Below are 6425 nucleotides of genomic sequence, written 5' to 3'. Positions count from 1 at the left end.
GAGCATTTCGAAATCATTGCAAGTGCTTTTAACCCCATGTTTTATTGAGTGTTCTATTTTTATGCACCATTATGATTCATTAATAATCACATTTACACTTAACCCTATAATATTGAAGCAAAAATATTAATTTAATATTTCTGCTTCTTTTTTTAATCACTATTTCGCTTTTGAAGGTTTTATATTCACACTTAAAATTTTAATAGGATTTTTTGGCACATCTTGATGCATACCAAATCTACCAGTAGGCACTTTTGCAATTTTATCGACAACATCCATGCCTTTAGTTACCTGACCAAACACAGCATAACCAGGATTCATTGGCGCTTTATTTAGAAAATCATTATCCGCAATATTGATAAAAAATTGGCTTGTTGCTGAATCAGGCTGGTTTGTACGTGCCATGGCTAAAGTGCCACGGTTATTCTTTAAGCCATTATAAGACTCGTTCTTGATTGGAGGTCGATTCACTTTTTCTTTCATCGATACATCTAATCCTCCACCTTGGATCATGAACCCTGGAATAACCCGATGGAAGATTGTGCCGTTATAAAAATTAGCTTTCGCATAAGTTTCAAAGTTCTTTGCTGAAATCGGAGCTTTATCATTAAACAACTCGATTTCGATATCTCCTGCTGATGTTTTGATTTGCATATGCGTATTTGCTGCCAAAGACAAAGTACTCATCGCCGCAACAGAAACACCTAACATCATTTTTTTTAACATACGCTATCCTCTTATTGATTTTTTTATCTTATCTATTATTCATGAATCAATCGCCAGAAAAGATTCAGTTTTTTGTTAAGCATCAAAGTATTTTTATTCGATTACTCTATATAAAGAAAAAATCCTGAGTTTCGTTTGAATCTCAGGATTTGAAAGTAAGCATCTATTAACTATTTTTATCCCAAAATCTTCTAAACTCTTTACTCATTTCAATCAACAATTTTTTAGAACGCCCTGAGACTAGCGTTAGATTAATAAATCCGTGTGTTTGATCTTCAAAATCTTGATACAACACTTTAGTGCCATTTTGACGTAATTTGTGGGCGTAAATTTTGCCTTCATCATGCAATACATCATGTCCCGCTGTAACAACATAGGCTGGTGCCAATTTTTTTAGATTACCGTATGTTGGGGAGATTAGTGGATTATCCAAAGCAACTTTATGTCTTGTCGCGTAGTATTCTGTCACATAGTCAATATCGCTGTTGGTTAATACTAAACCATCTTTATACGCAAAGAATGATGGATGACGACTTTTGAAATCTACCGCAGGATATATTAAAAATTGAGCTTGAGGCGCATAACTGGCATTTAATGCACGTTGAGCAACGACAGCACTAATATTACCGCCAGCACTATCTCCTGCTACAGCAATACGATTTTTTAAGATTTTAAAGTGACGGCGATTTTGATATACCCATGCCAATGCGTCTTCACATGATTGAATCAATGATTGTGGAGAAACTTCTGGCGCTAAAGGATAATCAATACTGATCACTTGTACTTTTGCATAATTCGCAATGATTCGGCACGCTTCATCATGTGTATTCACACTTCCGACAACAAACCCACCACCATGATAAAACACAATCATTGGTAATTTTTTATTCGGAGCAGGATGATAATGTCTGGCAAATACAGTACCACTTTGTAGAGGAAGACGAATATCTTCTACATATTGAACATGAGATGATTTATGTGTGATGGATTGGATTTGATTTTCAAATTCTTTTCTTGATTTATCAATATCAGCGCCAATAAAGCCTGATTTTCCTTGTTTCAACTGTGCAGCCATCAAGCATTTTGTAAAACTATCGAGTTGAGGATAGTCATAGGGATAGCCAAGTAACTTCACTAGAGATTCTTGAACGATCTTTGGGAGTCGATCTAATGCACGTCCTGCAGAACCCTGACCATTTTCAAGTAATTGTTGTATTTTTTGATTCACGATTCCGATCCTTTTAAAAATCCGTATTCTTCATAATTTCTACACGATCAGCCATTTCATGACTATTTTGTTAACTAAGTCTACTGATCAATATACAAACTTCAATTCCATTTACGCTAATCTTACTATAGCAGTCTTGTCATTGACTATTTAATCCAACATCAGGAATTTTTTGGTTGTCCTGATTCAACATATAAAGGTGAAAGCTATGGCAATAAAAGTAATGATAATGTCATTGGCCACAGCAGTTCTTGCAGTCGGTTGTGTGGCCTTCCCTGACGATGGCCCTTATTATAATGGTAATTATGACCATCGTTATGATCGTGATTATGATCGCAACTATGACCGTCAACGTTGGGAGAGAGAACGCGCACAACGTTTACATCAACAGCGCCTTGAACAAGAAAAGCGCAAACGTGAATATGAACGTCAACGCCAACAACGTGAATTAGCAGATCGACGTAATAAAGAACGTGCTGAGCATGATCGTCGTAAACAGATTGAACAACGTCAAAAGGAAATTCTAAAACAACGTCAAGCTGAACGTAATCGTTGGAATCAAGATAATCGTAAAAAAGCGATTGAAGAACAACGTAAGCGCTTAGAACAGGACCGCAAGAAGCGAGAACAGGAACGTCAACACGATCGCCGAGATCGTTAAGCTTTCTTGGACTCAAGACAATTGATTTAAAGTTACCTCACAAACCTAACATTCACATTTGAATGTTAGGTTTTTTTAAGTGCTGTGATTCTAAAAATAGACAGTAAAGGCATCCTATTTACTCTCTATTCTCTGCTTTTTCATAAAATTTAATCCATTATAAGCAGTTTAAATGAATTAAATTTCATTGCATTTTACTCAACAACTTGAGGGGCTTCTGCACCTTCAGCTGGGACAGCTTGAATCGGTTCAGCAGACTCTACACTTGGGTCAGCTTGTACAGCCACACCATTTTGGGTATCCATTTCAGTAGTTGCCGCTTGCGCTATAGAAGCATCTGTTTGTGTGGTCGGCTGAGTCGCTTGAGCAGTTTCAGCAGATTGGTTTGAAGTACAACCTACAGTAGCAAAACCAATAGCTGCAAATGCCAGGGAAATGAGACCTAATTTTTTCATTGTTTAATTCCTTACTTGAAACATTCAAAGTCAGAGTTAACTTTGAAGGCTTATCATTCCTGACTTTTTTATTTCATGCGTCAGTTCTTGGTTCAAGTTTCGATGACTTCAGGTTGAACTTATGAAAAAAGTGTAAAGAAAATGCAATTCAACTTTTATAGTTGAATATATCTCCTAAGCCATTTATTTAATTTATTTTTTAGTGAATATGTGGTGCGATATAAGCCCTTTTTGAAGGTGACTGAATCACAGTGTGGCTACACGGTATATCGGTTGCTTAACATTGTTACTCAGATCTCGACAAGCAAAAAAAAACTCATCCAAGGAGGTTGGATGAGCTATTAAAAAGCAAAAACAAAATAAATAGAAACTACAGCGTTAGTATCTGGTTAAAGATAATACAGTTTTGATTATTTAAAAGGAAAGACTTGTTTTATCTGAATCTATATTTTTTATATATAAAATATACACTAAATCATATTTTTATAATCTTTCTTCAGCTCATCTCCTCTTCTTATTCTAGACTTTAGATTTCTCTAAATGGATCGAAAAATTTTCATTCCTTGTTGTAAAGATGAATTTAGTAGAAATAAACATCGTTTAAGCTTGAATTATTTATAGTCGCCCACATTACCTTTGTATTGATGAATTACACACGCATGGCAGTTCAGATTAACGCAGTTAACACTGATGCCAAAGGACTGTACATGTTTAAAAACCCATTTAAGCGGAGATCTTCCATGGCAAATGAGCAAAACGAACAAACTCAGGACGTTCAAACGGAACAAACTGAACAGCAAGTTGAAAATCAACAAGCTGAAGTTGAAGTTTCTGTAGAAGACCTTCAAGCGCAAATCGCAACGCTGACTGAAAACTTAAAATATGAAAAAGCAGTTGCTGCAAATGCGAAGTATGAAGCAGAAAAAACCAAAGAACGTTTAGAGCGTGAAGCGGATACTGCGAAAAAATTTGCTTTAGAGAAATTTGCAAAAGAATTATTGGATTCAGTTGACAACCTTGAACGTGCAATTGCTGCTGCAGGTGATGAAAAAACTCCTTTATCAGAAGGTGTAGAACTCACACTGAAGTCATTATTAGCAACATTAGAAAAATTTGGTGTTGTGGCAGTTGACACTGAAAATGGTTTTAATGCTGATTTGCATCAAGCAGTAGGTATTGCTCCAGATGCAAAAGCGGGTGAGATTGGTACGGTACTTCAAAAAGGTTACACCCTTTCTGGCCGTTTACTTCGTCCTGCAATGGTCATGGTAGGCCAATAAGTCAAGAAATACGGGAGTTTGTAAAAATTTTTTAAGTTTTTAACTTGAAAAATAATGAATGGCTCTCATATCGGATAACAAGTGAAAGATCACAACAAAATTTTCGAGGAACACATCAATGGCTAAAATTATTGGTATTGACTTAGGTACTACAAACTCATGTGTTGCAGTACTTGAAGGCGATAAAGTTAAAGTAATCGACAACGCTGAAGGCGCTCGTACAACTCCGTCTATTATTGCGTATAAAGATGGCGAGATCCTTGTTGGTCAATCAGCTAAACGTCAAGCGGTAACAAACCCGAAAAATACATTATTCGCGATCAAACGTTTGATCGGTCGTCGTTACGAAGATCAAGCAGTTCAAAAAGATATTGGTCTTGTACCTTACAAAATCATCAAAGCTGACAATGGCGATGCTTGGGTTGATGTAAACGACAAGAAACTAGCACCACAACAAATCTCTGCAGAAGTTCTTAAGAAAATGAAGAAAACTGCGGAAGATTACTTAGGTGAAACAGTTACTGAAGCGGTAGTTACTGTTCCTGCATACTTCAACGATGCTCAACGTCAAGCAACGAAAGATGCTGGTAAAATTGCTGGTTTAGATGTTAAACGTATCATCAACGAACCAACAGCTGCAGCGCTTGCGTTCGGTATGGACAAGAAAGAAGGCGACCGTAAAATCGCAGTTTACGACTTAGGTGGTGGTACTTTCGACGTATCAATCATTGAAATCGCTGACCTTGATGGCGACCAACAAATCGAAGTGTTGTCTACTAATGGTGACACATTCCTTGGTGGTGAAGACTTTGATAACGCGTTAATCGATTACTTGGTTGAAGAGTTTAAGAAAGAACAAAATGTGAATCTGAAAAATGATCCACTTGCGTTACAACGTTTGAAAGAAGCTGCTGAGAAAGCGAAGATTGAATTGTCTTCTTCTAATGCAACTGAAATTAACCTTCCATATATCACGGCTGATGCGACTGGTCCTAAACACTTAGTGATCAACGTAACACGTGCGAAATTAGAAGGTCTTGTTGCTGACTTAGTTGCTCGTACAATCGAGCCATGTAAGATTGCACTTAAAGATGCAGGTCTATCAACTTCTGATATCTCTGACGTGATCTTGGTTGGTGGTCAGTCTCGTATGCCACTTGTACAACAAAAAGTACAAGAGTTCTTTGGTAAAGAGCCACGTAAAGACGTGAACCCTGACGAAGCTGTGGCAATGGGTGCTGCGATCCAAGGTGCTGTACTTTCAGGTGATAAGAACGACGTTCTATTACTTGACGTAACACCGTTGACACTTGGTATTGAAACAATGGGTGGCGTGTTAACTCCAATCATCGAGAAAAACACAACAATCCCTGCGAAAAAATCACAAGTGTTCTCTACAGCTGCTGATAACCAGCCTGCAGTAGACATTTCGGTTTACCAAGGTGAACGTAAAATGGCTCAACAAAACAAATTGTTGGGTAACTTCCAATTGGGCGATATCCCACCTGCTCCACGTGGCGTGCCGCAAATTGAAGTATCGTTCGACATCAACGCTGATGGTATCTTGAAAGTATCTGCGAAAGACAAGAGCACTGGTAAAGAGCAATCAATTCAAATTAAAGCAAACTCAGGTTTGAGCGATGCTGAAATTGAAGCGATGATCAAAGATGCTGAAGCGAATGCTGAAGAAGATCGTAAGTTTGAAGAACTTGCTAAAGCACGTAACGAAGCTGATGCATTAGTTTCTTCTGCTCAAAAAGCAGTAAAAGACCTTGGCGAACAAGTAACTGCTGATGAAAAAACTGCGGTTGAAACTGCTGTTTCAGAACTTGAAGCTGCAACCAAAGAAAATGATGTTGATGCGATCAAAGCGAAAACTGAAGCACTTCAAAACATCATCATGCCGATCACTCAACGTGCTTATGAAGCTGCGCAGGGTGCTCAAGGTGGTGCGCAAGGTTTTGATCCAAATGCATTCCAAGGTGATGCTGCTGGTCAACAACAAAAAGCGGACGACGGTGTTGTAGATGCTGAGTTCACTGAAGTTAAAGATGACAAAAAATAATTTGTCACTT

General features: G+C 37.7%; 6 protein-coding genes. 3 read left to right on the top strand and 3 right to left on the bottom strand.

All coding sequences use genetic code 11. The features are described 5' to 3' along the window. Positions 1-159: 159 nt before the first annotated feature. Together AC1M84_RS13410 and AC1M84_RS13405 are read right to left on the bottom strand one after the other, a co-directional pair. Positions 160-726, bottom strand: a complete 567-nt coding sequence (locus AC1M84_RS13410) for a peptidylprolyl isomerase (RefSeq protein ID WP_481595162.1) — start codon at positions 724-726, stop codon at positions 160-162. Positions 727-892: 166 nt separating this feature from the next. Then, positions 893-1963 (bottom strand): alpha/beta hydrolase, encoded by a 1071-nt coding sequence (locus tag AC1M84_RS13405; protein WP_092768668.1) that lies wholly within the window; start codon positions 1961-1963, stop codon positions 893-895. Positions 1964-2162: 199 nt separating this feature from the next. On the opposite strand from AC1M84_RS13405, the gene AC1M84_RS13400 reads away from it, so the two are divergent. Beyond that, entirely contained in the window at positions 2163-2615 is a 453-nt protein-coding gene (locus AC1M84_RS13400) for a cell envelope integrity TolA family protein (RefSeq protein ID WP_092768671.1), read from the top strand. A 194-nt stretch (positions 2616-2809) separates the two neighbouring features. Here AC1M84_RS13400 and AC1M84_RS13395 read toward each other — a convergent pair whose 3' ends face one another. Further along, positions 2810-3070 (bottom strand): molybdenum ABC transporter substrate-binding protein, encoded by a 261-nt coding sequence (locus AC1M84_RS13395; RefSeq protein ID WP_180029016.1) that lies wholly within the window; start codon positions 3068-3070, stop codon positions 2810-2812. A 707-nt stretch (positions 3071-3777) separates the two neighbouring features. Here AC1M84_RS13395 and grpE point away from each other — a divergent pair. Together grpE and dnaK are read left to right on the top strand one after the other, a co-directional pair. Then, complete coding sequence (gene grpE, locus AC1M84_RS13390; RefSeq protein ID WP_257219952.1) at positions 3778-4350, top strand: nucleotide exchange factor GrpE; 573 nt, start codon at positions 3778-3780, stop codon at positions 4348-4350. A 118-nt stretch (positions 4351-4468) separates the two neighbouring features. Further along, positions 4469-6415: a molecular chaperone DnaK gene (dnaK, locus tag AC1M84_RS13385; RefSeq protein ID WP_481592405.1), complete on the top strand. Its 1947-nt coding sequence runs from the start codon at positions 4469-4471 to the stop codon at positions 6413-6415. Positions 6416-6425 lie beyond the last annotated feature (10 nt).

This window comes from Acinetobacter sp. 24-47-66 (assembly GCF_056779755.1).
The sequence above is the reverse complement of the archived record's forward strand: the minus strand, read 5'-3'. Positions and strand labels throughout refer to the sequence as shown.

What these genes read in the sequence shown, in the direction of transcription:
- AC1M84_RS13410 (WP_481595162.1), bottom strand. Translation starts at nt 726, where the DNA reads ATGTTAAAAAAAATGATGTTAGGTGTTTCTGTTGCGGCGATGAGTACT.
- AC1M84_RS13400 (WP_092768671.1), top strand. Translation starts at nt 2,163, where the DNA reads ATGGCAATAAAAGTAATGATAATGTCATTGGCCACAGCAGTTCTTGCA.
- AC1M84_RS13395 (WP_180029016.1), bottom strand. Translation starts at nt 3,070, where the DNA reads ATGAAAAAATTAGGTCTCATTTCCCTGGCATTTGCAGCTATTGGTTTT.
- grpE (WP_257219952.1), top strand. Translation starts at nt 3,778, where the DNA reads ATGTTTAAAAACCCATTTAAGCGGAGATCTTCCATGGCAAATGAGCAA.
- dnaK (WP_481592405.1), top strand. Translation starts at nt 4,469, where the DNA reads ATGGCTAAAATTATTGGTATTGACTTAGGTACTACAAACTCATGTGTT.